Source organism: Stutzerimonas kunmingensis (genome assembly GCF_900114065.1).
Taxonomy (GTDB): domain Bacteria; phylum Pseudomonadota; class Gammaproteobacteria; order Pseudomonadales; family Pseudomonadaceae; genus Stutzerimonas; species Stutzerimonas kunmingensis.
In genome coordinates this window covers 1-2,193 of the sequence record NZ_FORS01000028.1, presented here as the reverse complement: position 1 = coordinate 2,193, position 2,193 = coordinate 1, and the positions used below count along the sequence as shown (strand labels likewise).

Annotated in this window: 1 protein-coding gene; it reads left to right on the top strand. The window is 56.1% G+C overall.

The annotated features are described in order from the left end of the window. Positions 1-607: 607 nt before the first annotated feature. Positions 608-2,113, top strand: a complete 1,506-nt coding sequence (gene ltrA, locus BM275_RS21955; RefSeq protein ID WP_017246414.1) for a group II intron reverse transcriptase/maturase — start codon at positions 608-610, stop codon at positions 2,111-2,113. The last annotated feature ends 80 nt before the right edge of the window (positions 2,114-2,193 follow it).

Below are 2,193 nucleotides of genomic sequence, written 5' to 3'. Positions count from 1 at the left end.
GGCAGTGCGACCTGAAAGTCGCATGGGTTTCTGTTCCGCAGGTTAACGCCCGACGGAACCGACTGTTCCACCACTCGTTCCCTACCCAGACAGGCGTGGCCGGTAACAGCCGGGTCTGAAGCTCTGGGGACAATGTAACCGCCGATATTTCGGTAGGTCGAACCGCGAGGCCAGACTGAATCTGCCAGCATCAAGGCGGAGAGGCGCTAGGGATGAACAGGTACGGCTAACACAAGTGAACCTCATATAAACGTCGTCATAGTAGCCAAGCCAAAGATGCTGACAGGCTTGTACCAAAAGGTGCGCGGCCAGGCAGGGGCTCTTACCGATAGCCCCTCGTGGATGTGGTGCCGCCGGCGAAATCGAGGAGCCCGACCCGTTCGGAAATCCATGCGGAACAGGGTAAGCCCGTAGCGTTGCCGACTTCGGCAGGTGAGCTGTAAAGCAAGCTGTTGATGCTGCGGGTAAAGGAATGTGGAAAAAGCGAAGGTCACCCTGTAATGGGGTGAATACAGATTGAAACATCATCTGGCGCGAAAGCGAGCAGACTTCCACACGGTCTTCCATGGCGAGAAAACCTGATCAATCGTTGCACGGAGGAAAGCAGATGGCAGTGCTCGCACCCAATGCGCAAGCAACGGCGAGCACTGGTGCGCCTTCGAACTTCATATCGGCCTGGCCCCAACACTGGAACCAGATCGAGTCGCAAGTGAAACGACTCCAGGTCCGTATCGCCAAGGCAACACGAGAAGGCAGGTGGGGCAAGGTGCAAGCCTTGCAGCGACTGCTGACTCGCTCGTTCAGCGGCAAAATGTTGGCCGTGAAGCGAGTGACGGAAAACAGAGGCAAGAGAACACCGGGCGTTGATGGCAAGATCTGGTCGACTCCGGTGGCCAAATCGACGGGAGCACAAGCGTTACAGCATCGGGGCTATCGGCCTCAACCGCTGAGACGCATCTACATACCCAAAAGCAATGGCAAGAAGCGTCCGCTGGGGATTCCAACGATGCGGGATCGTGCGATGCAGGCGCTGTGGAAACTGGCACTTGAGCCGGTTGCCGAAACGCGTGCAGATCCCAACTCCTATGGATTTCGGCCGCAGCGATCCACTGCCGATGCAATCGCACACTGCTTCAATGCACTAGCGAAACGTGGTTCGGCGCATTGGGTGCTTGAAGGTGACATTCGAGGCTGCTTCGACAATATCAGTCACGATTGGCTGCTCACCAACGTACCCATGGATAAGGTGGTTCTGCGCAAATGGCTTCGAGCGGGGTATGTCGATCAGGGAGCCTTGTTCGCAACGGAGGCAGGAACCCCGCAAGGGGGGATCATCTCTCCGGTACTTGCGAATTGGACGCTGGATGGCCTGGAAGATGTCGTCTATGCAAGCGTGGCTTCGACAGCGCGCAAGCGTAAGCCATTCAAGATACACGTCGTACGATATGCCGATGACTTCATCATCACAGGGGCCACGAAAGCTGTTTTGCAACATCAGGTTCGTCCTGCAATTGAGGCGTTCCTGAAAGAGCGAGGCTTGGAACTCTCTGATGAAAAGACTCAGATAACGCATATCTCGCAAGGCTTCGATTTTCTGGGCCAGAACGTACGCAAGTACGCCGGCAAGCTACTCATCACTCCGGCTCGCAAGAGTGTGAAGGCATTGCTGGATAAGGTGCGGGAAATCGCGAACGCAAACAAGACGGCGACTCAAGCTAACTTGATCTTGACCCTGAACCCGGTGATCCGAGGATGGGCCATGTATCATCGCCATGTTGTCGCCGCCAAGCGTTTCGCATGGATCGACCATCAGATTTGGCAAGTGTTATGGCGCTGGGCAGTTCGCCGGCACGCCATGAAAAGTGCCCATTGGGTAAAACAACGCTACTTTCGTGTCGTGGGTCAACGGCACTGGGTTTTCGCCACCCAGGAGAAAGCGCGCGGCATGAGTCAACCCGCTTGGCTGTATGCCGCCGCCAGTGTTTCGATCGTGCGGCATATCAAAATATGCAGTGCAGCGAACCCGTTCGATCCGGCATGGACGTTTTACCTTGAGCGCCGAAGAGCGCATCGTCAGGTTACCCAGTCTCACTCAGGCTGCTGGAAGGCTTGAGCCGTATGAGGGGTGACTCTCAAGTACGGTTCTTAGGGGAGGCAGGAGTGGTAACACTCCTGCTTTACCCGACTGAAGGC